We start from the raw sequence: 25,240 nt of genomic DNA, 5'->3' as shown, positions 1-25,240 counted from the left end.
TTATATTTGCCGTTATATTTTAAGTAATTGTGCGTATTTAGTAGTGTGTTTTGAAATCGTAACAACTTATTTATAAAACGACAAATGAATAAACTGTATTTTATTGCCGTTCTTCTGCTGATAACAACATCTTGCGCAGAGCATAAAACACGAACTTATGATTTTAAACAAATCAAAGAGACCGGTGAACTGAATGTGATAACCATGAGTAGCTCTACCTCGTATTTTATATATAAAGATGAGGCTATGGGTTACGATTATGACCTTGTTAAACAGTTTTGCGACTACCATGGGCTGAAGCTGAATATAAAAGTAGCCGAAAACTCGACACGGCTTTTGCAGATGTTAGAAAATGGCGAAGGAGACCTTATCGCTTCCGCTGTGACTGTACAAAACGAGCTCAAAGATTCTATTATATACTGCGGGCTCGAACAGATATCGCATCAGGTACTGGTGCAGCGTACAGGTAAACGCGACTCGATGGTAACCGACGTTGTTCAGCTTATAGGAAAAGAAGTATATGTAAAACACGATACCAAATACCACAGGCGGCTTTTGAATCTGGATGCCGAACTGGGAAAAGGTATCCTGATTAAAGATGTAGAAAAAGATACGATAACCGTCGAAGACCTTATCGGGATGGTTGCGCGTAAAGAAATAAATTATACAGTGGCAGATGAGTATATTGCCAAATTAAACAAAACATATTACCGCAATATCGATGTCTCTTTGCCCCTTAGTTTTGAACAGCGTTCATCGTGGGCTGTGCGTAAAGATACACCGGAACTAGCGGATTCGCTGAACGCTTGGTTTGCCCAAAACAGCCGGAAACCGATATATAAAGATATCACCAAAAAGTATTTCGAGCTAAGTAAAATGCTTGATGTTGAATATAAAATACCAAAAGATTTGCCGAAAGGCTTTATAACACCTTTCGATCCATTATTCAAAAAATATGAAGGCGTAGCCGGATACGACTGGCTTTTGCTGGCATCGATAGCTTATCAAGAATCCCGGTTTAAAACCAATCTCTCGTCGTGGGCAGGGGCTGTCGGTCTGATGGGCTTAATGCCACGCACTGCTGCTTCGTTTGGGGCGGCTCCTGAAGAATTGACTAATCCCGAAGTGAGTATCAAGGTCGGGGCAGGGCTTGTTGCACGGTTGAATGATATCTTTAAAAGGGTACCGGGCGAAGAGCAGCGCCTCAAATTTGTATTAGCGGCCTACAATGGAGGAAACGGCCATATTGCAGATGCTCAGGCATTGGCACGTAAGTATGGCGACGATCCGTACAAATGGGATGGTAGTGTCGAAAAATATATCGAGCTGAAAAGTAAACCCGAATATTATACCGATTCGGTATGTAAAAACGGCTATCTCCGGGGTTCGGAAGTGGTTAACTATGTAAATCAGGTAACCAAGAACTGGAATAAGTTTAGGGATATGTATGAGAAAGGAAAATAAACCGAAATACACAATAGTAATTTATTTAATCCTTTTCATCTCCGGACTGGTATTACCGGGCTGTGGATCGAAAAATAAAGAAAAGCCTTCCGAAAATAAAGAATCGGAATATGTAACCGAACTTAAAGAAGTACCTATTCCGACCAATTTTGAAAAACAGATACTGCGCGGAAAACCCTACCCGATTGGAGATAAGGATACTGTGTGGATAAGTGACCCCTTTATAAAAGTATATGAAGGTATCTATGAAGAGCAAAAGGCTCAATTGATCCTTGTTTGCCGTATGGGAGTCGAGGATAATAATTACAGATATCATACTTCTTTCTATCAATTAGGGAGGGAGGCAATAAGCAGTGCACCCGATGGTATGGAAATCAGATCCGACCGAATTACACTGGGTGGAGATGTCCTTTACCGGACAGAGATTGGATTCAGAGCTTATGATAAATACTCATATCGGTTGAAGTTTTGTTCCGCTTTCAAAGAGATGAAATATAACTATGGTTATGAGTTTAGCTTTACACCGAAAACGGCGTCCGGTTTATATAGTAAGGTATTTGCTTCGGAGCAGTTTCGGAAGTTGACTTTGGGTGAGAATTATACCGAGACTCTGAATTTTAAGCACTCTATTGATGAAAAAGTGCTTTATGGCTCTGAGGATGATTGTTATAATTGTGGTTATACATCACTTGTAGAACCTGTTTTTATGGATTCGACTGTTTTTATTGTTCGCCAACTTGAGGATACTTATATGGGAGGGGCACATGGTATGTACAATACTGATTATTATAATTTCAGTGTCGAAACAGGGAAACTTATACCTTTAGATGATATCGTAAATATGAAATCAGATGATTTCAACGACTTTTTCTATAAGAAAGTAAAGGCTCAGGTATGGGAAGAACGCGAGTATGAACTGGATTCCAAAGATTTTGATGAACCCCATACTTTCTATACCCTTCCCACAGGTTTGGTCTTTGTATTCCCGATGTATGCCCTCGGTGGAGGGGCGTGGGAAAAAGAGGTATTTATCTCCTACACCGATCTGCGTCCTTATTTAAAAATGCATTTATACAACAACTGATGGAATTTAGAAAGAAAATAGATATACCCCGTTCGCCATTAGATATTGGCTATCAGACCAAGTTGATATTGTTCGGCTCATGTTTTGCCGAAAATATAGGAAAGAACTTTGTTGACAATAAGTTCCCTGTAAATCTGAATCCTTTTGGGGTACTGTACAATCCGGCATCTATCAGTCAGGCTATCCGCTTATTACTGGATGAGAAAGTTTTTACAGAGACTGACATATTTAAGCATGAAGGAGTATACCGTTCGTTCCTCCATCACAGCGAATTTTGTGAAACCGATAAACAGCGGTTTTTGGATGTTATAAATTCAGGCCGCAAAAAAACATCTTCCGATATCCGTACAGCGGATATTTTGCTTATCACGTTTGGAACATCGTATGTATACCGCCTGAAAGAATCCGGCAATATTGTCGCAAATTGCCATAAAGTGCCTGCTTCGGAATTCGACCATTTCCGTTTGTCGGTAAGTGACATCGTTCGAGATTGGAAATCTTTGATAGACAGGTTACAGGTTGTAAATCCTGATCTGAAAATCTTATTTACAGTCAGCCCTATTCGTCACTGGAAAGACGGGGCACACAACAATCAGTTGAGTAAGTCTGTGTTGCTTCTGGCTATTGATGAATTACAACAGATGTATCCGTCGGTGTTTTATTTCCCATCTTATGAGATTGTTCTGGATGAGTTACGCGATTATCGTTTTTATGCCGACGATATGATTCACCCGAATGATATGGCTATTCGATATATTTGGAGTATTTTTGCAGATACATTTTTCGATGATACAACAAAACAGATTATAAAGCAATGGCAAAGTCTCCATAAAGCGATCGAACATCGCCCTTTTAACGAGGATACTCCCGAGCATCAGCAGTTTCTGAAACAAACACTGTCGAAGCTTTATTCTTTCAGGGAAAAACATCCCGGTTTTGATTGTCAGAACGAAATAGAATCATTGGAGTATAAAATCCGCTAAACGGTGTTTTTTTCTATTAAAAAGTAACCCTTTATCGAACTCAATTCAGTCGGGTATTGTTGTGTAAAAGTAGAATGAACAAGATACCCAAACTACCGAAAAAATGGCATATAATATAGCTGATATAGCAAAAACGCTGAAAATAAAAAGCGTAACTTACCCCGAGTATAATATCAGTCACTTGCTGACCGATAGCCGCGAAGTATTTAACCCCGAAGAAACCCTGTTCTTTGCCTTGAAAACGAAGAATAATAACGGGCATAAGTACGTAGAAGAACTTTATAAATTAGGTATCCGTAATTTTGTTGTGGACTCGCTTGCTCCCGAGTGGGAGACCCTGACAGACGTCAATTTCCTGCTTGTAAAGAATACATTACAGGCTTTGCAGGCTGTCTCGACTTTTCACCGCGATCATTTTAATGTTCCGGTAATAGCTGTTACCGGCAGTAATGGTAAAACCATAGTGAAAGAATGGATATACCAGTTGCTTGGTTCGGAGCGTCGTATTACACGCTCGCCCCGGAGTTACAATTCGCAGATAGGAGTACCCCTGTCTGTCTGGCAGATGAATGAGAATACCGAGTTGGGGCTTTTTGAGGCAGGAATATCCATGCCCAACGAAATGGCTAAACTACAAAGGATTATACAGCCCACTATCGGGGTGTTTACTAATATCGGGGATGCGCATCAGGAGAATTTCAAAAGTCTGAAACAAAAATGTCTCGAAAAACTCGAATTATTTATCAACTGCGATGTGATAATTTGCGAAGAAGGCAATCCGTTGCTCGATGAATGTATGACATCGGCATGCCTATCGCAAAAACGCTTTACGTGGTCTTATAACTTAAGATCGTCCAGCCCGTTACTGATACAGAGTGTAGACCGTACCGATACGGTATCGTATATAACTTATTCGTTTTTGGGACTGCCTTTTACGATAGAGCTACCTTTTGTAGACGATGCTTCTATTGAGAATGTAACCAGTGCGATAGCTGTAGCCCTTTATCTGACTACTTCTATCGAAATTATCCAACGGAAAGTACGCCAGCTCGAACCGGTGGCCATGCGTCTGGATGTGCGTCAGGGTAAGAACCAGAATATAATAGTGAACGATACATATAACTCGGATATCAACTCGTTGAAGATAGCCTTGTCTTTTCTCGGACAGCAGGCAACCGAAGATTCACAGAAGAAAACATTGATACTTTCGGATATCTTGCAATCAGGGTATTCCGATGAGGCACTTTACCGGTCGGTACTAGATTCGGCACGGGCTGCCAATGTGGAGAAGATTATCGGTGTCGGTAAGCATATATCGAAACAGCAACAGATATTCGAAAATATACCTCATGCATTTTTCGAAACTACCGAAGAGTTTATCGAATCGGGTATCTGGAATGACTTCCATGCCGAAACTATCCTTCTGAAAGGCTCACGTAGCTTCGAATTTGAGCGTATAGCCGAATTGATAGAACAGAAAACACACGAAACGGTTCTGGATATAAATCTGGATGCGATCGTACATAATTTCAAGTTCTACAGGTCGCGGCTGAATCCTGAGACTAAGATGATTTGCATGGTGAAAGCCGATGCTTACGGATCGGGTTCGGTTGAGGTTGCCAAAATGTTGCAGTACCATAAGTGCGATTACTTTGCAGTAGCTGTTGCAGAAGAGGGTAGCCTGCTGAGAAAATCGGGTATCAAAACCCCTATCATTGTATTGAATCCCGAAGTAGGTGGATTTAATCAGCTATTTGAGTCGTATCTCGAACCCGAAGTTTACAATTTCAGGATATTGGATGCCTTTATCCGGGAGGCGCAACGCCGGGGTATTTCCGATTTTCCTATTCATATAAAGATGGATACAGGTATGCACCGTCTGGGCTTTACAGAAGAAGATCTGCCGAGATTGGTAGAGCGTCTGTTGTCGCAGAAGGCATTACGCGTAGTATCTACATTTTCCCATCTGGCAGCTAGTGAGAGCTGGGCTTTTGATGAATTTACAACCGGGCAAATATCGACATTCAAAAAATTAGCAGCTGCTTTGCAGCAAGGATTAGACTATCCTATATGGAAGCATATACTGAATTCGGCAGGGATAGAACGTTTCCCCGAAGAGCAAATGGATATGGTTCGGCTGGGTATCAGCCAGTATGGGGTCAGTGCCAGCGGATTGAGCGGATTACGTAATGTTTGTACACTGAGAACAACTATATTACAAATCAAACATATAGAAGCCGGCGAAACTGTAGGCTATGGGCGGAAAGGAAAAGTTGAACATGATTCGGATATTGCTACCCTCCGTATTGGTTATGCCGATGGATTGAGCCGCCAGTTTGGAAACGGGGCAGGACATGTATTGGTCAAAGATAAACTGGTACCCTTTGTCGGAAATATTTGTATGGACTTGTCGATGATAGATGTTACAGGGCTCGATGTTAAAGAAGGAGATCCGGTGATTATCTTCGGAGATTCTCTTTCTGTAACAGACCTGGCAAAAACGATTAATACTATTCCTTACGAGATACTGACTTCGGTATCGTCCCGTGTAAAACGTATCTATTTCAGGGAGTAGAAAGCAAAATTTTAAATTTTAATAAAAAAAGACGCAAGGTTATTATACTATTCTGAACAAATTGTATAACCTTGCGTTATTTATCATAAGTTAAATTATCTGATAGTGCTAGTTCCAGACCCGAAATTAAATTAACCGGTGTATGTATAAACAACTTTTTCTCGGGATATTATTTTTAACAACCGCATCTGTCCCATTCGTATCCGGACAGAGAACCTTAAGTATCGACGAGGTTCGAAATCTGGCTATTGAGAATAATAAAAATCTCAAGATAGCGTCCGAACAGGAGCGTGTAGCTTACTATAACAAGAAAGAAGCTTTTTCGAAATATTTACCCGATATTTCCCTGATGGGTGCATATTTGCGTAATCAAAAGAATCTGCAATTGATTCCGTCGTCTGCTATACCGGCATCTATAACTGTTCCGGATCTGAGTTCAATAGGCATTACCTTACCTTATCCTCCGGGAACAGAAATTCCTATATCGGATGATATACGCAACAAGATACGTGGTATTGGCGAAATCGATATTAAAAATATCTGGGTCGGTGGGGTTACTTTGGTTCAACCCCTGTTTATGGGAGGGAAAATAGTCGCTTATAACGATATAATGAAAAATTCGCAGCAACTAGCTGCAGCACAGAAAGATACTAAACTGCAGGATATAATTACCGAGGTAGACGCAGCCTACTGGCAAGTGGTCTCATTAGCAGATAAAAAGACATTAGCAGGATCATATAAATACCTTCTGGAGAAGATGCATTCCGATATCTCGATTATGGAACAAGAAGGTGTGGCTACTAAAGCCGATGTGTTGTCGGTTTCGGTAAAATTGAATGAGGCCGATGTTGCCCTGACTAAAGTAGATAATGGGTTGGCATTATCCCGTATGGCATTGAATCAGCTTTGCGGTTTACCTATCGAAGAAAATATATCGTTGCTGGACGAGGAGAATAATATACAAACTCAAATTCCTTCTGTACCCGAATTGGCTTCGGTAGAGGAAGCGCTTACTAACCGTTCCGAATTAAAAAGCCTCGAACTGGCTACTAAAATATATAAAGGAAAAGAAAGGGTGGCACGTTCCGAGTTTATGCCTAATCTCGCATTTATGGCCAGTTACCTGTATACCAATCCGAGTGGGTTCGATGGATTCGATACTAAATTCGGAGGTATGTGGACTTTGGGTCTTACGCTTAAAGTTCCTTTAAACATAATGTCGAGTTCGGCTAAGTACAATGCGGCAAAAGCCGAAACCCGTATCCAGCAATACCAGTTGGATGAGGCTAAAGAAAAGATCGAACTGCAGGTCAACCAGTCGAACTTCAAACTAAGCGAGGCCTATAAGAAATACGCATCGTCAGAAAAAAATATGGAGAAAGCCGATGAGAACCTGCGTTATGCAAATGTGGGTTTCGAAGAAGGAGTTATTCCGGCTTCGGATGTTATTGCGGCTCATACAGCATGGCTGTCGGCTCATTCGGAACTGATCGATTCGAAAATCGATATAAAATTGTGTAAAGTATATTTGAACAAAGCATTAGGACGTAATTTAACAGAAAAATAAATCCCCTAAAAATATGAGCGTACAAGATAATAAATCAGGGTCTAAACTTATCCCCATTCTGGGTTTTGCTGCGGTAATAATAGCTGCGGCCCTTTATGGTTTTTTCTTTCTCAATCAGGAAGACAATACATTACAGGGTGAAGCTGAGATAACCGAGGTTCGTATTTCGAGTAAGGTTCCGGGGCGTATCGAGAAATTTTTTGTGCAGGAAGGCGATTATGTAAAACGTGGAGATACACTCGCAATACTTAGTGCACCGGATGTGGTAGCTAAATTGTCTCAGGCTAATGCAGCCGAACAGGGTGCTGCCGCGCAAAGTGCAAAAGCTGAACGGGGAACACGTTCCGAACAATTGCAATCGGCTTACGAAATGTGGCAAAAAGCCATAGTAGGAACAGATATTGCATATAAATCGTATGTCCGTGTTCAGAATCTATATGAGAAAGGGGTAACCACCACACAAAAACGGGATGAGGCTGAAGCCAATTATAAAGCTTCTATGGCTACCGAGAAAGCAGCAAAATATCAGTACGATATGGCTGTCAATGGAGCTCAGCGTGAAGATAAAGAAGCTGCCCTTGCGATGGTCGCTAAGGCAAAAGGTGCTGTAGCCGAAGTAGACTCTTATATTAACGAGACTTATCTGATATCGCCTGTCGACGGCCGTATTTCAGACCGTTTCCCTAATGTAGGAGAATTGGTTGGAACAGGTGCGCCTATAATGAATGTAATGGATTTGTCTGACAAATGGGGTACTTTTAATATTCGTGAAGACCTGTTGGTTGATTTTAAAGTAGGAGGAGAAATTAATGCATTCGTACCTGCTTTGGATAAAGATGTAAAGCTGAAAATATATTATATGAAAGACCTTGGTTCTTATGCCGCATGGAAGGCGACCAAGACTACAGGCGGTTTTGATCGCAAGACTTTCGAGGTCAGAGGCCGTTTTGTAGAAGACCAGCCGGATGTGTTGCCGGGTATGTCTATCATAATTAAGAGATAAGGTTTGATGAGCCAGAATACCGGTATGTGGGTTGTTTTTGTACGTGAGTGCAAGCGGATAATATCTTCTAAAATTTGTATTTGGGGGATGGTTGTTGCGCCTCTACTCACTTTCGGTATACTTATGTATATGATGCATGAGGGGCTCCCGACCAAGATACCTATTGCGGTGGTTGATCTGGATAATTCTTCGACATCCCGTTCGCTTGTCCGTCAATTGGATGCTTTTGCGAAAACCAATATCGAATTCAAGAGCCTTTCGTTTCAGGAGGCACGCACTTCGATGGAACGTGCTCAGGTATATGGTATATTTACCATTCCCCGTGATTTTGCTAAAGATGCCGTATCGGGTGACCGCCCGAAAATCGTTTTTTATACCAATAATGCTTTCCTTATTTCGGGTTCGCTTCTCTTTCAGGATATGAAAATGATCAGTGTACTGGCTTCTGCTTCTGTAGGATTGAAGATGGGAGAGGCACAAGGTTATACCGAAGGGCAATTGATGCCTGTTTTGCAACCTATTGTAATAGATGCCCATGTGATAGGGAACCCTATGCTCAATTATTCGGTTTATCTGAATAATGTGATGATTCCCGGCGTTATTTTCCTGATATTGTCGATGTTTACTATATCTGCTTTCGGGGCAGAGGTGAAATCCGGTACTGGTAAAAAATTACTGGAATTAGCCGGAGGGTCTAAGATGAAAGCTGTTATGGGTAAATTACTGCCATATACTATTTTATTCTTTATTCTGTCACTATTCTTTATGTCGGTGATGTATGGATATAATCATTTCCCTCTCAATTCGGGGTTCTGGCCTATGTGTCTGGCTTATATATTCCTGATTTTGGCTGCACAGGGTTTCGGCCTAATATTATTGGGAGTTTTCATCAATTACCGTTTGGCATTGAGTGGAGCAAGTCTCTTGGGGATGATTTCGTTTTCTATTACCGGATTTTCGTTTCCGTCTATAGCGATGAGTCCTATGCTTTATGGATTGAGTTTCTTATTCCCACTCCGTCATTTCTTCCTGATCTATGTCGATCAGGCACTAAATGGTATAGCGATGGGATATTCGGCATACCATTATGCAGCATTGTTGGGTTTCTTTTTGGTCGGATTATTATTTACAGGAAGGATAGGTTCTTTTCTTTACGAAGATATTTACGAAGAATAAGCTTTAGTCGTTATGAAGAAATTACTGCTCGATATATATTATGTCTGGAAAAATGAAATGAAAGTCGTTTTTCGGGATCCTGCTGTGATTCTTCTTCTCGTTATAGTACCTCTGTTGTACCCTGTGCTGTATGCTTTTTTGTATAACAATGAGACTGTTCACGAAGTAAAGGCTATAGTTGTAGATGAATCGAATACGTCTTTATCCCGCGAGTTTGTCCGTAAGGTCGATGGTGCTGCCGATGTACATGTTGTAGCAACAGTTGCGAATATGGAAGAAGCTAGAGAGGCTATGCGCCGCAAAGAAGCTTATGGTATTATTGTTATTCCCCGTTCGTTCAGTACTGACCTGAATACGAATAAGCAAACCACAGTGTCACTGTATTCCGATATAAGCAGTATGTTGTACTACAAAGCTTTGTTGCTGACATGTACCGAAGTTTCGCTTGATATGGGAGCCAATATCAGGGTCGAAGATATGGGGTATGGAACACAGGAACAGGATGCTGCCACCATGCAGGCTGTGGATTACGAATGGGTACCTTTCTATAACGTATCGAACGGTTTTGCCAGTTTTCTTGTACCCGCTATCCTTATCTTGGTAATCCAGCAAACTTTATTGTTAGGGGTGGGAACTATTGTGGGTACACATAACGATAAGAAACGTTTTACGGTAGCATCACTTGTATCGGAAGGAAAGGATGTTCATCCGTTGAAACTGACTATCGGAAAGGGCTTCTGCTATAGTATGATCTATTTTGTGTCTTCGGCATGGATTCTCAGGGTTGTGCCATATATTTTCGATCTGCCCCAGATCGGAAATCCCGAAACGATTGCCGTTTTTCTCTTTCCTTATATACTTGCTGCATCATTCTTCGCAATGACCATTTCTTATTTTTCTTCGCAGCGCGAGTTTATTATGCTTTTGATTGTATTTACCAGTTTGCCGTTTTTATTCTTATCTGGTATTTCGTGGCCTTGGCCGGCTGTACCCGAACCATTGAAAGCGGTAGCTTATTTGCTGCCTTCGACTCCCGGTATTCATGGGTTTGTAAAGATTAATACAATGGGTGCTACTTTGCCCGATGTGTGGTTCGAATTCGTTACTTTGTGGGTGCATGCTGTCGTTTATTGTATATTAGCTACTCTGATGTATTATTGGTGGATTGATAACTATGATCCTAAATACAAAGGAAAACATCCTTCGATCACTAAATTCTGATAATGCGTTATTTCATTGAATCGAAATCAATGGAAAACATCTACCTTTGATGCCTCGAATTCAGATTCTAAATGAAACAGGCATTTATTAAGCTTCATGTATCTATTCTCTTAGCCGGATTTACAGGTATATTCGGTAAACTTATTTCCCTGAACGAAGGCTTGTTGGTCTGGTACCGTATGCTTATTTCGTCTCTGATGTTGTTTATATTGCTTGCCTTGTGGAAAAAATTCCGCTTGTTACCTTTCCGCGATATGCTCCGGATCGGAGGGGTCGGCTTTCTGTTAGCAATGCATTGGATTTTCTTTTACGGAAGTATTAAGGCTTCGAATGTTTCGATAGGGGTTGTTTGCTTTTCGCTGGTCGGCTTTTTTACTGCTATACTGGAACCTGTTATCAACCGGCATAAAATATCGCTCAAAGAGCTTCTTTTAAGCCTGATCACTGTATCGGGTATCATACTTATCTTTAATCTGGATATGCGTTATCAGACAGGGATCATTCTCGGTGTGATTTCCTCGGCATTATGTGCTATGTTTACGATAATGAATAAAAAAGTGGGAAAGGATTATTCTTCTACAACCATGCTGCTCTACGAACTGGTAGGAGGCTTTCTCTGTCTGAGTATTTTACTGCCATTTTATTTATACAGCTTTCCGGTCGAAAGTTTTACTCCTTCCATGCAGGATTTTGCATATCTTTTGGTCTTTGCTGCGTTTTGTACAATCCTGATGTGTATATTGCAGATTCAGGCTTTGAAAGTTATTTCGGCATTTACGGTTAACCTGAGTTATAATCTGGAGCCTGTATATAGTATTATTCTTGCAATGATTCTTTTTAATGAGGCTCAGGAACTGAACTATGCATTCTATATAGGTTTAGGATTGATTGTATTGTCTACTATCCTCCAAATGATCAATGTAGTATCTGAACGGAAACGGCTGAAGCCTGTTTCGGAGTAGGTTTTTTGCGCCTGATTATTTCTGGCATTTATTACATAACCCTTTCATTACAAAATTTACGCTTTGTAAAACGAAACCTGTAGGTAACTGGACTTTCGGGATAGATATACTTTCGAGACAGTATGTTTGTTTACAGTTGGTACAATTAAAGTGTACATGCAGGTCGTTGATTGAACATTGGCAATCGGAACTGCATACCGAATATTTCATTGAACCCGATCCATCATCGATGCTATGTATCAGCAGGTTGTTGTGAAATAAGGTAATAGTTCGCGATAAGGTAGACTTGTCGACTGTATCCAGAACGCTTTCGAGTGACGACAGGCTGAAAGCTTGTTTCTGTTGTATCATTGCTTTGAATATAAGGAGCCTTACAGCTGTAGGCTTTATATTCCGGGCTTCGAGACGGGCTATGTGATTTAGTTCTTCCATTGTTACTCTGATTGTAGTTTTATTTCATCTATAGGGCTCCAGAATACCTTTTTCCAGTTTTGTATCCGGTCGTTTTTTACAGATATACCTTCATTTTCCAGCAGGTGTTGCATTTCGCCGGAATTCCCGAAAGCCTGTTTTGCCGAAAGTATCCCCTGGCTGTTTACTACCCTGTGTGCCGGAATGTTGTTGTTTGCCGAATCGGAGTTTGACATAATGCGTCCGACCAATCGCGAATGGCTTGGATAACCTACAGCTTTTGCTAAAGCTTTGTAGCTGGTCGCCCGTCCGTAAGGTATCAAACGAACTATTTCGTAAACAGCATCTGCAAATTCTTGTTTTTCCTTATCTGTCATCAGGTAAATCAGTATTCACGGGGAGTATATCCCAATAGGGCTTCGAGTTTCTTGATATATTTATGTAAAAAGTATAGCGGAATAATTCCGAATACGCCAAATGCACAGTCTATAAGCGTCCAGTAAAAAGGAATTTCCCTGATCGGTCCACAAATGAACGCGAGAGGTAAGATCCCAATACAGGCAATCATGCCGAAATGTACTACCCATATATTTTGTACGGGCTTTAAATACACACCTACAAATGCTATTGCTATAACAATATGGGCGAATGCAAGCCAGTCGAATCCGTAAGCGAGAAACGGATATGCTTGGTTTGTATCGAGAAGAGCGGCATATACTGTAGCTATCCAGTATTGCAGTCCTGAGTACTCATCAGGAGAGAGGGTGGTGTCTATGCCCAGAATATTGCAGGCTATCCTCATTTCTGTTTCAAGCGGAAATGCAGTTATCCCTGATACGATAAGGGCAAGTATAAAAAAAATACACAGTCCCCTGATAATTTTTATCAAACGGATTTTTTCGGGTTCTTTGTCCATAAGGGTATTGTTTATAGTATAACCCAAAAGTACTATTTATATTGAAGTAAAATAAAAAAACGCTACCTGTTTTTGGAGGCAGCGTTTTGGTATATGTCGGAGCAAGAAGCCTTTTATTTGCTTTCTTTATCCTTTTTGTCTTCTTTTTTTGCTTTTGGAGCTGCTTTCTTCTTAGTCTCCTTTTTCTCAGTCTTTTCTCCTTTTTCCGCTTTAGCAGGTTTCTCTGCTTTAGTTTCTTCTATGGGTTCTTCTTTAACACCCTCCTCTTCCTGTGCGGGAGCTTCAATAAATGGAATTCCGGCAGTAGTGAGCAGGTTATACCATGTAAGCAGTTTTTTGATATCTGAATCATAAACCCTCTCACGGTCATATGTAGGAAGTATTTCGGCGAAATACTTTCTTAACTCTTCAGGTTTGGAGTTAGGAGCGATGGAACATTGTCCTCCATTCTCTTTTTCTTGTATTTTAGTCAGCACTTCGCTCAAAGGCACTTCGGCCTCGTCGGTGTACATGGCAATATCTCCTAAAGAAACGACTTTATCTCTTGCATAGATAGGAAGCCTTCTTTTATCTGCCAATGATTCAACAATAACCATATTCTTAGCATTGGAGATTAGCTTAAACAATCCTGGCTTGCCTGATACAGATAAAATAGTTTTCAACATAAATCTTATTTTTAATTTTTATGAAATACGAGCCTAAGGGCTTTAAACAGTGCACAAAAATAATGTGATTGTTTTAATATAAAAATTCTGAGCCATGATAAAATACAAAAAATGATTTATTTTTCTTTAAAACAGGGTTTTATACGATCAGAAAATTTTCTTATATACATGGCAATAAGGTTTTGTTCCTTTATGTTCGTAATATTGTTGATGATAATCTTCGGCTTTCCAGAATGTAGAAGCCGGTTTCAGCATGGTTGCTACCTTATATCCTTTCTCGGTAAGTATCGCGATATATTTCTCGGCGATTTCTTTTTCTTCATCTGTTGTGTAAAAAATACAAGACAGATATTGAGGACCTATATCAGGACCTTGCCCGTTGGTTTGGGTAAAGTCATGTGTTTCGAAGAACAATCTGACTAATTCTTCGTAACCGGTTTTCTTTGTATCATATTCCACTTCAGTTGTTTCGAGATGCCCTGTGTTTTTCTCACAAACCTGTTGATATGTCGGATGATCTACATGCCCACCCATGAATCCTACAGCTGTGTGTTTTACACCTTTGGCTTTCATGAAATAATACTCGGTTCCCCAGAAGCAGCCCGATGCAAAATATGCTTTACGGATGTTAGCGTTTTGTTCGGGTACGAATTTCATTGAAATGGAATTGACACAATGTCTTGTATTTTTAGGAGTGAATCCTTCTCCCAGAAATACATGCCCTAAATGTGCGCCGCAATTGGCACAAACAATCTCGGTACGTAATCCGTCTGCATCGGGGATGCGTTTTACGGCTCCGGGTATTTCGTCGTCAAAAGACGGCCATCCGCAGTGAGAATCGAACTTGTCTGATGATTTGTATAATGGAGCATCGCATCGTTTGCAGACATAAGTGCCTTCCTTTTTGTTATTTACGTATTCCCCTGTATAAGGGTATTCAGTTCCTTTGTCGATAATTACCCGTTCTTCTTCGGGAGTCAGTTCATTGTATTTCATTGTCTTTGTTTTTGATTGTTCTGTCTTTTGGGCACATGAGGTACCTATGCTTAGAAGTAATAAGATATAAAATATAAATCTAGTCTTTTCCATCGTTGGGTTGCCTGTAATAGTTTATAAAAGAGTACCATGGGCGGTTTTTTAAATAATCCAGGTCTTTATCGTTATGGTACGCCTCCCTTTCGAACGATATATTGTAATATGCCTTTAAAGGATGGCGGTACTGTACGATTCTGATAAGCCACTCCATTCCGTATAGCAAGTAAAAAAATATCCAAAGCAGTTCGATTATCTGCGAGGTATGTATTTTCTCGTGATTAATCTCGTATTTCGTTAAGCTACCGTATTCTTTTCTTCCTATAATTATCCCGAAAAGATTAATAGCCGCGAATCCCTTTGGCGGAAAATGTTTGCTGTAAAGTATCTTCATTTGTATATTACTCAATGCCCTACAAAGTAAATCACATTTTTTTGAAAAAAGATATCCGGGTTATTTATATTGTCTTTTGGTTTACTTTAAAAAGTTTGGAGATCGGTTTCCCTCTGTTACTTAATTGTTATAACTTTATGATGTGAATTATATATGATAAAACAAATAAGTCGGTATGGAGTTTATTTATATTGCTATAATTATTGCATTTGCTTTATTTTCAGTTTTTTGGGTGTATCGCTCAGGAAAGCAGCAGATAGAAGAATTGAAGCAGGAAAACGAAAGGCTGAGAAATGAATCTTCCGAATTTCAACGTCGCGAGATAGAATCGGTACAGACGAAGGCTTTGCTGGAAGCTTCGCTGCAATCTAAGGAGGCGTTGCTTGCTACTCAACAAGAAGAACTGGCGAACACCCGCGAACAGCTGAATAAGGATTTTCAGATATTGGCAAACCGTATTCTGGAAGAAAAAACATCGAAATTTACTGATATGAACCGCCAGAATATGGAGTCGATACTGAATCCGTTGAGGGAAAAGCTGACCGAGTTCAAAACCCGGGTTGAGGAAACTTACGATAAAGAGTCCAAGCAACGTTTTTCGCTCGAAGAACGTATACGCGAACTGGTCGCCCTAAATTACCAGATCAGTGAAGATGCGAATAACCTTACTAAGGCTTTGAAAGGGAATAATAAAATTCAGGGAAACTGGGGTGAAATGATTCTTGAGTCGATCCTCGAAAAATCGGGGCTGAAAAAGGGAGAGGAATATTTTACACAGGAAATACTGACTAACGAGAACGGTGAACGAATTCTGAATGACGAAAATAAAGCATTGCAGCCCGATGTGGTAGTTGTTTATCCCGGAGGACGTAAGATTGTGATTGACTCGAAGGTTTCGCTGAACGGCTATGTCCGTTATGTTGAATCGGAAACGGATGAAGAGCGTTTGGTGGGAGAAAAGGAGCATATTCTATCTATCAAAAAACACATTGATGAGCTGAGTTCCAAATCGTATCAGGATTATATTGATTCGCTTGATTTTGTGATGATGTTTATCCCTAACGAACCTGCCTATATTCTGGCGATGCAGCTCGACTCTTCTATTTGGGATTATGCTTACCGGAAACGCATCTTACTAATAAGTCCGACTAATCTTATTGCGTCACTCAAGGTGGTTGCTGATCTCTGGAAACGTGAATATCAGAGCCGTAATGCACAGGAAATTGCTCGTCGTGGAGCTATACTCTATGATAAGTTTGCAGGATTTGTAGAAACTTTGCAGGATGTAGGTAAGAATATCGAACGTACACAGAAGAGTTATGACAAGGCTTTCGGGCAACTGAGAGATGGCAGTGGTAACCTGATAAGGCAGGCCGAAATGTTAAAAGAACTTGGAGTGAAGGCTCAAAAGGATCTTCCGGGTGGAGATTCTGCTAAATAGAGTTAATTTTTGAAAAAACAAGTATAAATATTATGTTGTATAACATAAAATATCTATATTTGTACTGTGTTTTTCATGGTATTAGATTTAAGGTTAACAATGAAGATTGGTTGTCGTGATGACAACCTTTTCTGTTTTATATATAAATTAGTGTAAATAGTTTAAAAATAAGAGAGTTACACATGTTGAAAAGACAGGTTGGCATAGCCTACATGGAAAAAAGAAGATGTATATAGAATAATTATTGATTCATATATTTATCGTATCCGGCATCGTCTTCTGTAATTATTCCTTTCTCTTTCAGGTATACCTTATTCATATATCCACCGATATTGTCTTCTTTAAGTATTATTTGGTAATGACTTATTGTTTCGTTTACAATATCAAATACTTTTATAAATCGACAATTATGATCATATCCTACAACCACAAACAGATCATTAGATTTCCAAAATACACCTTCTGCTAATCCTGAACTTCCATTCCACATAATCATATTTTGGTGTTTTCGTTTACGGTCAATAAGGTATATTGATTGACAATCGTCCCAACCTATGAAATATTTTTTTCCGTCCATTTCGTCGTACATTATCCCCAAATCTACGTACCATTGTTTGTCAGGTGAATAATCTACATCTGTACGCTTGCCTGTATCAACTCCTTTTTCAAACTCCCGATAGTTTACACCATCTGTTTCGGGGGAGGAGGGACATTTTATGCAAGCGCTATCGTTACGACTTATAAGCCGTGCTGCTGTAAAATCAAGTTTGTAAAAATCAGTCCATTTTTTAATGATGGGAGCTATTCTCGTTACTTCTTTTGCCGAAACAAGAGGATTGACGTTAAATTCATCCATACGTTCTTGCCATTCAAGTGCATCAATACTGTCGGTGTCCAGCTTTTGTCCTACCTTGTCAATAAAAAATGTTTCGTCATCTAATCTTACCTGAGCGTAATCTTTATTCGATTGGAAAGCCCAAGCATAATCATATTTCAAAGGAATAGCTTCACTCCCTGTTCTGTCGATAAATCCCTATTTACCATTTTTTGCTACCACCTTTAGGTCTTGGTGAAAAAATGTCTCAATATGATCATATCTTTCCTCTAATGAATTTTCATTTTGCTGTTGTTCTGGTGGGCTTTTCGTTTGTGCTTTTTCTGTTTGCCCATAACATGAAACCAACACAAGAAGGCTTAGAATGATTACTATGTTTTTTAATGCCATCATTATCTCATTCAGTTGTTTTCTATCCGTAAATTTCATTCAATGGAGAATCAAGAAACTCGTCATCAATAATTTCATTTATGAAGTCTATCGCTCTTTGCAAACTACCATCCCTGACAAATGATTCCCATATTTGTTCCCTTTGTTCTTCATTTTTATAAAAATGTTTGAAATAGTCGTTCTTAAAATAATCTTCTATTCCTTCGCCTATTGTATCGTATTTTTTGTTCTCAATCACGTATTTTCCGTCTCGCCTTTTTATCTCAAAATAGGAACTACTGCCCCGTAATACGTGTACAATACAAGGAAATTCTCCTCCTTCTTTAATTTCTAAATGGTCATTCAGTAAAGGAATTATGATTTTCTTCCTTTCCATTTCGTCAAGAAATTCGCCTGTTTTCCAATGTTTGCGTCTTTCTTCGATTATATTTACTTCCACAACCTCAATAGCAATAACTTCACTTTCGTCAGAGTCTTCAACCAAAATAGCAACATCTTTTCCTGAATCCCATAATAATTCCCGAATTTTTTCGGCATCTTCTGTTTGTTCATCAAGCATAGAGGGTAATTCGTTTGCAAATTTTTTGAAGCTGTTACCCATTCGGTAGGATTAGTTTTCAACAAGTTATCGCTTAATCCAGGGTCTTCAATTTTCTGTATCTTATTTTCTTTGTAGTAGAGATAATAGTAGTCGGAAGTGGCAAATTTCCATTCTCCATTTATATATCTTTCTGCCCAAAATTTCACGCTTATTATTGGCTTATCGACTTCTAATCCTATCTTTCTTAGCGTATATTTTGTTGTGCTCCCCGACTGATAACTTACCTCAAATATTCTTTTGTTTGTTGCTTCCTCTGTTTCTATTTCTTCGGTGGGCACGATTCTTTTTTCGCCGTCTTTTATTTTGGTTATCTCTATGGCGTATTCCCTAAAGCAGAGCAATTCTTTGTCGCCTTCGGGGCGAAGACTGTCTATTGCCCACTGCATTTCTATAATATCGCCACGTTTCAGATTCAAATCGGAAACTATTTGGTGAATATCGTTACAGATAAGTTCTCCAAATGTTTTATCGTCTTTTTTTACAGATATAAGGAAATTATCATAGTTGTCATCGTAATCAATATACTCAAGGGTATCTGTGTAGAGTGTCTGTAATTGTAAATCTTCATTTGGGCGAAGACTTGAATAAAATATACTATCAGCCCAATTTTGTCCATAGCTATTTATGGATAGTGCAAGTGCGCTTAATATGATTACTAACTTTCTCTTTGCGATTTTATTTTTTGTCATTCGTTTTATTTTTAGAAAAGTGCAGTTTGAGTGTTTCTCAAGAGGTCGGAAGAACGGTTAAATTGGTATCATCATAATAATTGTCAATTCTTTGTTTCTATTCTGCTCTGAAAATACTAAATATTCAGGATACTCAATTCTGATGATTCAAAATCCACTGTTCTTTTTCAAAAGAATTAAGTAAGTCAATGGCAACATATCCGGTTTGTATGGGCGTATTGTATATATCCGTTTGTCTGATGTTATTTTTAGGCGTATGCAATACGCCCCTACAAAGCAGGCAATAAAATGGTAAAATAAATGCTTTTTTGATCCCAATTTTGCTAAATAGAGTTATTTTTTTGAAAAAGCAAGTATAAAAATTATGTTGTATAACATGAAATATCTATATTTGTACTGTGTTTTTCATGGTATTAGATTTAAGGTTAACAATGAAGATTGGTTGTCGTGATGACAACCTTTTCTTATTTTATAATGGTTCGTTTCTATACTCTAACTTCTATAGGTTTTTGCAGCTTCCCATCCGATAATTGCGGTTTTACGGGTAAGTCCCCAATGATATCCGCCCAATTCTCCTGACGAACGGATTACCCTGTGACAAGGAATCAGGAAGGCTACCGGATTATTGCCGATCGCAGTACCTATGGCTCGCGAAGCATTCGGGTTATTCAATTTTGAAGCGATATCACCATAAGTGCTTAAGCTACCCATTGGTATTTTCAACAAAGTTTCCCATACCTTCAATTGAAATTCTGTACCTTTTAAATGTAATTTTATTTCGCTCAGTTTATTCCAATCCTGAGTGAAGATAAATATGGCATTTTGTTGCATTCTATCCACCATCTGGGAATATCTGGCATTTGGGAATTTTTCTTTCAAGGTACGAAAAGCATTCTCCGGTTCATCTGCAAAAGCCATATGGCAAATACCTTTGGGCGTAGCAGCGACAATAATATTACCAAACGGACTTTCCACAAAGCTGTAATTAATAGAGAGGCTTTCTCCGCCATTCTTGTACTCTCCGGGTGTCATTCCTTCAATATTGATAAATAAATCATGCAAACGGCCTGTGCCTGAAAGTCCCGTTTCAAAAGCGGCATCGGATAGTGTGCTTTCCTTCAAAATTTTTTTCGCATGTTCGATACTGATGTATTGCAGAAACTTTTTAGGACTGACACCTGCCCAGGCAGTAAATAAACGTTGAAAATGAGCAGGGCTTAAACAAACTTTGCCTGCAATATCTTCTAACGTGGGCTGATTTTTGAAGTTCTCGCGGATATATTCAATCGCTTCTGCAATCCGTATATAATCTAATCTTTCTTGAGAGTTCATTTTCGTTTGTTTTATTAATTTCTTATACAAAGATATAATGATGAGCTTATGAAGAAAACCCGATTCTTGCTTACCTTGTTTTCCTCTTTCATCAGTTATATTCCCTAGCTATGTTATTTTACAAATCTTTCATGTTCCTGCTTTCAGCAAGAATCGGGTTTTACAAGTTATGGACAAATCTGATCTTTGCAACACGTTAAAAAACATTTTAAAATATGAAAATCGAAAATTGCGTATTGACTGATACTAATAAAATTTTATCACTGTATGAAGCAGCAAGAAACCTCCAGATTCAAAGGCAAATGGTAGTCTGGCCATTTTTTCAGAAATCGTTTATTGAAAATGAAATAACTGAAGGACGGCAATGGAAAATGACTATTGATAATGTAATTGTCTGCAATTGGGCTATTACATTTGGAGACAAAGAAATTTGGGGCGACAAAGATCAAGATGATTCGATTTATATTCACCGGATATGTAACAATCCTGATTTTCGAGGAAAGAGGTACATTGACAAAATTGTAGAATGGTCAAAACAATATGGAAAAAACATAAGAAAACCATTTATTCGTTTAGATACATTAGGCAATAACACTAAATTGATAAAGCATTATACTTCGGCAGGATTTAATTTTTTAGGGATGTCCAGATTGACAGACACAGCAACATTGCCTAGTCATTATCAAGACGAACCAAACTGTTGCCTTTTCGAGATTGACTTACATGGAGAGATATAATATATTTCTATCACTTTAAATAAAAGAACTTATCGAACGAATCGAGGGTAGTCTCATAATAAAAAGAAGTATAAAGTTCTTCTGTACCTAGCTTGACATTATTGGGATCACTCATTTTATTGAGCATGGGGATGTATTCGTTCCTTGAGTTCTTCCAGTCTGTATAAATAATAAAACGGGCTATATTCTTCTCCGGATATTTTTTGAATTGTATATACATATTGTCTTTTTGTTCCTTCTTAGCATCAAAGAAGTCTACACTAAATCGACCGAAAGTAGCGAATGGGCCGAAGGCATTTAGCATAGAAGTGCTGTATATCGGTTTTATTCTTATAACACAATCGGTGCCACACTCATCTATAGCCGATAAGTAATCCTCTTTTTCCATCGCATAAAACCGTATATACTCAGCTTCTCTATAATCAAGTTTAAGGGTAGGGTATCTATGATCTCCTTGTATATAGTATTTCAATAAGACCAGATAGGTCTTTCCGAGATAGGTCAGCTCCCTGAATTCGAGTTTCGTAAAGTTATCTACTCCTGTGATATTGTTCGCATGCTCCTGCCATTGTCCTGTGCTTTCGAAATAATAACAGCCTAAAGCTTTGTTTAGCACGACTAAGGTCTGGTCTGATATGGTAGGTAAAGGTTTATTTACCCTGTCTTGAGCCGAAATATTTAGAAATGAAGTAAAGGCAAATATTATTAATAAAAACTGTCTCATAAATTAATTATTTATAGTGTGCTATATACAAATGTACAAAACAATTGGATACTGTTTCTCTATAAATATATTTAGTCCTTATTTAATAGTATTTGTTTTAACGATTCTCCATTAATCGGCAACTTTGCCCTTTTTAATATAAATATTGGAGTTCCGTATTCTCTCGAAAGGCGGTTTTCGACACTGCCGGATTCATAAATTGTATCGAAATAGTGGTAAGATTTATCGGATATCTTTCCTCCTACCTGTATAATATTTTCAATCGTTTTTTCTTTTCCCGGAAACCAGTCTGCGTAATCGGCATTTATTGATGTCGCTTCTATGGCTCTGTTACTGTAATAATTTATTGCTCCTGCGTGTCCGTAATTATCACATAATATAAGAGTCTTCATTTGTTGTTGTGGATCAAACGTAGCCCATGCCTGTAAAGTTTTTTTGGTGAGGTCTTTCCAGCCAAGCATATCTGCATAGTCTTGTGGTATATGATGCTCTTTCCCATCTTCCCATCTAAGTTGCCCGCTTTTTTGGTAGAGTCCCGTTATTTCCGGGTCATTCTCTATTTTTTCGGGTGAAAATATAGGGCAAATAAGAGGTATATAAAGAATACTTATTCCTACAATGAAGGATATTAATACCGGGTACACCAGTTTTCTCCATTTCTGTCCTGTCAGATTATCTATGTAAACGGCTCCGAAAGCAATTAATACCGGATAAAGCCCCAAAGCGTAATATGGCTTTCCCTTGAAAAAGAGAAACAGGCATATTGTAAGAATATAGGTATATACAATCAGCCTGTATTGCCGAAAAGGTTTATGTAAAAAGAGTCCGGCTATTCCTGAAATGACTACAAAAAATGACGGAAGGAAAAATAGAAATTGTTCTTTGAGAAATGATATGCGGTCTACGTTTACCAATTGCGAACTGCTTAGTTCTTTCATGTGCGTGATTACGGGTAGTCCGTTACTAATTTGCCAGATAAGATTGGGACTAACTATAACTAAAGAGATACATGCAGCAATGTATATTGTCTTATTTTTGAAAATGTTACGGTGTTTGGTTAGTAAAACGGCGATAAAGATGCCGATTGTGAGAAACATAACATTATACTTGTTCAAGAAGGCAAATGCCAAACCTATAGCAAACCAATAAAGCCATTTATCTTTTTCGGATGATATGTATCGTACAATACAATAAAATAAGAATGCCCAACTGAGGATTTCGAACGAATTGGGCTGATATAAGGTATTTATTCGCAGGTAGGCAGATAGCAAACACGACGTTGCACCTAATATACATGCAAATAGGCTTCCTTTTAGTGTCTCTATTGTCTTCCATGCGATTAATATGGTTAGCGCTCCATAAAGTGCCGGAAAGAATTTTATCCAGAAAATACTATTCCCAAGATGGTATATGAGTAAAGATGTCCATGAGGTGAAAGGAGGGATCGAAACAAATCCCCATGCGAGATGGTGCGCCTGATCGAGATGTAAAAACTCGTCTCTGTGCAGCTCATAACCCTGTGCTATCATATGATACTGAATTATGAATTTCAGGATAATGAAGCCTGATAGGATTAAGTAGCTTTTATAACCATATGTTTTCTTGCTTTCCATAAATTTTCGTTTTCAACTTTATAGGTAAAAGATTGACTGTCCTTTTATAAGTATCAATTCGGTTAGTATAATCACACCTGCGGAGGACTTCTTTTTGATCCCTTTTATAGAGCTTTATATTATTAAAAAACGTATATCCGAGCCGGATAAATGCTTTTTTAATTCGAATTTTGATAAATAGAGTTAATTTTTGAAAAAACAAGTATAAAAATTATGTTGTATAACATAAAACATCTATATTTGTACTGTGTTTTTCATGGTATTAGATTTAAGGTTAACAATGAAGATTGGTTGTCGTGATGACAACCTTTTCTGTTTTATATAAATGCCTGATTATTAACTTGCAGTTTAAGATTGTAATATTACGATAAAAGAAAAAGGTGACGTTTATGTCACCTTTTTACTTTGTATATATCTTCAGTATCTGTTACTTCTTTACAATCGCAATTAATTCATCCCATTTTTCCGAATCCATTTTAGGTCCCATTCCCTGAATAACATTTCCTGCAAGTAGGGTTCCTACTTCTCCGGCTTCTTCAAGAGACATATTGTTAATGAGCCCGTATAAGAATCCGGCGGCATACAAGTCTCCGGCTCCTGTTGTATCTATGCAGTTTACTTTTAAGGCAGGCACGAATACCTTTTCATCACCCCGTTTAATAAAAGAACCTTTTTCGCCGATTTTCACTATTGCTATATCTACCATTCCGGCTATTTGCTCTAGGGCTTCTTCGGGTTCGGTGTTACAAAGGGCTTTAGCTTCTTCTTCGTTTGCAAATATGATATCTACATATTCGGGAATGATTTCGAGCAGAAAGTCTCTGCTGGCTTCCACTACATTGTAGCTTGCCATATCGAGAACGACTTTCAGTCCGTTTTCTTTAGCTAACAGTATTGCTTTACGGATAAGGCTGAGGTTTTGTACCAGATAGCCTTCGATATAAAAATAATCATATCCGGCAAAGTCTTCAGAATTAAGGTCTTCAGCTGATAATCCGGCGGCTGCACCTAAGTAAGTGCCGAACGTACGTTGCCCGTCTTTCGAAACGAAGGTTGTAGCTACACCCGAAGATTCGTTACAAACAATCAGTTGCGATTTTACATTATATCCTTCGAGGTCTTCTTTATAGTAATTTCCGTAAAAGTCTTTACCTACACGACCGATAAATCCGGTACCTATACCTAATTTTGCTATGCCGGTTATAGTGTTGGATGCCGATCCGCCTGATGCTAAGAAAGTATCCATGTTTTCCATAGCCTTATGTAATGCTTCTTTCTTTTGTTCGTCGATAAGCTGCATGCTGCCTTTAGGTAGCTCTAACTGAGATAGTAAGGTGTCATTATCTATTAATGCCAAGACATCAACCAAGGCATTTCCCATTCCTAATACTTTCATTTATTTAAAATTTTAGTGCAAAGATATTG

At 38.8% G+C, this 25,240-nt stretch carries 25 protein-coding genes; 11 read left to right on the top strand and 14 right to left on the bottom strand.

From position 1 onward, the window contains the following. Positions 1-84: 84 nt before the first annotated feature. The 9 genes from BUC12_RS17915 to BUC12_RS17875 all read left to right on the top strand — a co-directional run bounded on the left by BUC12_RS17915 (position 85) and on the right by BUC12_RS17875 (position 12,035). The gene (locus BUC12_RS17915; RefSeq protein ID WP_062178642.1) at positions 85-1,464 is read left to right on the top strand and encodes an MltF family protein; all 1,380 of its coding nucleotides are present in this window, start codon (positions 85-87) and stop codon (positions 1,462-1,464) included. Beyond that, positions 1,448-2,548 carry a hypothetical protein gene (locus BUC12_RS17910; protein WP_062178645.1) on the top strand — a complete coding sequence of 367 codons (1,101 nt, stop codon included), beginning with the start codon at positions 1,448-1,450 and terminating at the stop codon, positions 2,546-2,548. Before BUC12_RS17915 ends, BUC12_RS17910 begins: the two co-directional genes overlap by 17 nt. Further along, the gene (locus BUC12_RS17905) at positions 2,548-3,531 is read left to right on the top strand and encodes a GSCFA domain-containing protein (protein ID WP_062178648.1); all 984 of its coding nucleotides are present in this window, start codon (positions 2,548-2,550) and stop codon (positions 3,529-3,531) included. The genes BUC12_RS17910 and BUC12_RS17905 overlap by 1 nt, the downstream gene beginning before the upstream one ends. A 103-nt stretch (positions 3,532-3,634) precedes the next feature. Further along, entirely contained in the window at positions 3,635-6,106 is a 2,472-nt protein-coding gene (locus BUC12_RS17900) for a bifunctional UDP-N-acetylmuramoyl-tripeptide:D-alanyl-D-alanine ligase/alanine racemase (protein WP_062178652.1), read from the top strand. 142 nt (positions 6,107-6,248) lie between these two features. After that, a complete protein-coding gene (locus BUC12_RS17895) occupies positions 6,249-7,673 on the top strand; it encodes a TolC family protein (protein ID WP_062178655.1) in 1,425 nt (474 codons plus the stop codon). Between the two features lie 13 nt (positions 7,674-7,686). After that, complete coding sequence (locus tag BUC12_RS17890) at positions 7,687-8,676, top strand: HlyD family secretion protein (protein ID WP_062178658.1); 990 nt, start codon at positions 7,687-7,689, stop codon at positions 8,674-8,676. Positions 8,677-8,682: 6 nt separating this feature from the next. Beyond that, positions 8,683-9,852 carry an ABC transporter permease gene (locus BUC12_RS17885; protein WP_062178661.1) on the top strand — a complete coding sequence of 390 codons (1,170 nt, stop codon included), beginning with the start codon at positions 8,683-8,685 and terminating at the stop codon, positions 9,850-9,852. Positions 9,853-9,864: 12 nt separating this feature from the next. Continuing rightward, positions 9,865-11,073 (top strand): ABC transporter permease, encoded by a 1,209-nt coding sequence (locus BUC12_RS17880; protein ID WP_062178664.1) that lies wholly within the window; start codon positions 9,865-9,867, stop codon positions 11,071-11,073. Positions 11,074-11,144: 71 nt separating this feature from the next. Continuing rightward, positions 11,145-12,035 carry a DMT family transporter gene (locus tag BUC12_RS17875; protein WP_062178667.1) on the top strand — a complete coding sequence of 297 codons (891 nt, stop codon included), beginning with the start codon at positions 11,145-11,147 and terminating at the stop codon, positions 12,033-12,035. A 15-nt stretch (positions 12,036-12,050) separates the two neighbouring features. Here the strand turns inward: BUC12_RS17875 and BUC12_RS17870 are convergent, their stop codons facing one another. From BUC12_RS17870 to BUC12_RS17845, 6 genes are all read right to left on the bottom strand, one after another. Continuing rightward, a complete protein-coding gene (locus BUC12_RS17870; protein WP_062178670.1) occupies positions 12,051-12,467 on the bottom strand; it encodes a Fur family transcriptional regulator in 417 nt (138 codons plus the stop codon). Positions 12,468-12,469: 2 nt separating this feature from the next. Further along, a complete protein-coding gene (locus tag BUC12_RS17865; RefSeq protein ID WP_062178673.1) occupies positions 12,470-12,823 on the bottom strand; it encodes an MGMT family protein in 354 nt (117 codons plus the stop codon). 8 nt (positions 12,824-12,831) lie between these two features. After that, a complete protein-coding gene (locus tag BUC12_RS17860; protein WP_062178677.1) occupies positions 12,832-13,362 on the bottom strand; it encodes a hypothetical protein in 531 nt (176 codons plus the stop codon). A gap of 113 nt (positions 13,363-13,475) precedes the next feature. Beyond that, positions 13,476-14,027, bottom strand: a complete 552-nt coding sequence (locus BUC12_RS17855; protein WP_062178680.1) for a DUF5606 family protein — start codon at positions 14,025-14,027, stop codon at positions 13,476-13,478. A gap of 147 nt (positions 14,028-14,174) precedes the next feature. Beyond that, positions 14,175-15,023, bottom strand: coding sequence for a bifunctional methionine sulfoxide reductase B/A protein (locus BUC12_RS17850; protein ID WP_236689379.1), 849 nt, complete (start codon positions 15,021-15,023; stop codon positions 14,175-14,177). Positions 15,024-15,102: 79 nt separating this feature from the next. Then, on the bottom strand, positions 15,103-15,453 hold the full coding sequence (locus BUC12_RS17845) for a hypothetical protein (RefSeq protein WP_062178686.1): 351 nt from the start codon (positions 15,451-15,453) through the stop codon (positions 15,103-15,105). Positions 15,454-15,628: 175 nt separating this feature from the next. Between BUC12_RS17845 and BUC12_RS17840 the strand changes: the two genes are divergently transcribed. Further along, positions 15,629-16,894 carry a DNA recombination protein RmuC gene (locus BUC12_RS17840; RefSeq protein ID WP_062178689.1) on the top strand — a complete coding sequence of 422 codons (1,266 nt, stop codon included), beginning with the start codon at positions 15,629-15,631 and terminating at the stop codon, positions 16,892-16,894. 241 nt (positions 16,895-17,135) lie between these two features. Here BUC12_RS17840 and BUC12_RS17835 read toward each other — a convergent pair whose 3' ends face one another. The 5 genes from BUC12_RS17835 to BUC12_RS17815 form a co-directional block, all read right to left on the bottom strand. Then, complete coding sequence (locus BUC12_RS17835; RefSeq protein WP_082141891.1) at positions 17,136-17,921, bottom strand: WG repeat-containing protein; 786 nt, start codon at positions 17,919-17,921, stop codon at positions 17,136-17,138. Between the two features lie 6 nt (positions 17,922-17,927). Then, entirely contained in the window at positions 17,928-18,158 is a 231-nt protein-coding gene (locus tag BUC12_RS17830) for a hypothetical protein (protein WP_062178695.1), read from the bottom strand. Continuing rightward, a complete protein-coding gene (locus tag BUC12_RS17825; RefSeq protein ID WP_139262115.1) occupies positions 18,142-18,603 on the bottom strand; it encodes a hypothetical protein in 462 nt (153 codons plus the stop codon). Before BUC12_RS17825 ends, BUC12_RS17830 begins: the two co-directional genes overlap by 17 nt. Next, positions 18,549-19,409, bottom strand: coding sequence for a hypothetical protein (locus BUC12_RS17820; RefSeq protein ID WP_062178701.1), 861 nt, complete (start codon positions 19,407-19,409; stop codon positions 18,549-18,551). Before BUC12_RS17820 ends, BUC12_RS17825 begins: the two co-directional genes overlap by 55 nt. Positions 19,410-19,901: 492 nt before the next feature. Beyond that, entirely contained in the window at positions 19,902-20,741 is an 840-nt protein-coding gene (locus BUC12_RS17815; RefSeq protein ID WP_062178705.1) for a methylated-DNA--[protein]-cysteine S-methyltransferase, read from the bottom strand. A 215-nt stretch (positions 20,742-20,956) separates the two neighbouring features. Here BUC12_RS17815 and BUC12_RS17810 point away from each other — a divergent pair, with 215 nt between their 5' ends. Continuing rightward, on the top strand, positions 20,957-21,478 hold the full coding sequence (locus tag BUC12_RS17810) for an N-acetyltransferase (protein ID WP_062178709.1): 522 nt from the start codon (positions 20,957-20,959) through the stop codon (positions 21,476-21,478). 10 nt (positions 21,479-21,488) lie between these two features. On the opposite strand, the gene BUC12_RS17805 is transcribed toward BUC12_RS17810, so the two are convergent. From BUC12_RS17805 to BUC12_RS17795, 3 genes are all read right to left on the bottom strand, one after another. Continuing rightward, positions 21,489-22,202 (bottom strand): hypothetical protein, encoded by a 714-nt coding sequence (locus BUC12_RS17805; protein ID WP_062178712.1) that lies wholly within the window; start codon positions 22,200-22,202, stop codon positions 21,489-21,491. Between the two features lie 71 nt (positions 22,203-22,273). Continuing rightward, positions 22,274-23,815, bottom strand: coding sequence for a glycosyltransferase family 39 protein (locus BUC12_RS17800; RefSeq protein ID WP_062178714.1), 1,542 nt, complete (start codon positions 23,813-23,815; stop codon positions 22,274-22,276). Positions 23,816-24,242: 427 nt separating this feature from the next. After that, positions 24,243-25,211, bottom strand: a complete 969-nt coding sequence (locus BUC12_RS17795) for an adenosine kinase (RefSeq protein WP_062178717.1) — start codon at positions 25,209-25,211, stop codon at positions 24,243-24,245. Positions 25,212-25,240 lie beyond the last annotated feature (29 nt).

The organism is Indolivaga macrotermitis (assembly GCF_900128985.1).
Lineage (GTDB): Bacteria > Bacteroidota > Bacteroidia > Bacteroidales > Dysgonomonadaceae > Dysgonomonas_A > Dysgonomonas_A macrotermitis.
Note: the sequence above shows the minus strand (reverse complement) of the source record. Positions and strands in the feature narration are given on the sequence as shown.